Source organism: Romboutsia timonensis, from assembly GCF_900106845.1.
GTDB lineage: Bacteria > Bacillota > Clostridia > Peptostreptococcales > Peptostreptococcaceae > Romboutsia > Romboutsia timonensis.
The window spans coordinates 1,239,657-1,239,917 of sequence record NZ_LT629850.1 but is presented as its reverse complement, the minus strand read 5'-3'; the positions used below and the strand labels follow the sequence as shown (position 1 = coordinate 1,239,917).

1 protein-coding gene is annotated in these 261 nt (G+C 27.6%); it reads right to left on the bottom strand.

Translation table 11 applies throughout. The features are described from left to right. On the bottom strand, positions 1-261 hold a 261-nt coding region (locus BN7997_RS16445), incomplete at both ends, for a transposase (RefSeq protein ID WP_143023235.1).

The following is a 261-nucleotide window of genomic DNA, read 5'->3' as shown; positions in this document are numbered from 1 at the left end:
AATTGTCTTATTTGTTTTGGATAGTTATCTTTACTATTTCCTCTTTTTAAAAATAATAAATTTATATCTTTTTCAGTTTTTAACTCAGGCGTTAGCCTTTTGTTAATGTAACCTTTATCACCTATAATAGAAATTGAATTATATTTGTCACATAAATCCCATACTGCATTTCTATCATCAACATTTGCAGGCGTTATAACATAGTCAGTTAAGAAACCATCTATTGTAGTAAGTGCGTGAAACTTAAAGCCAAAATAGGTT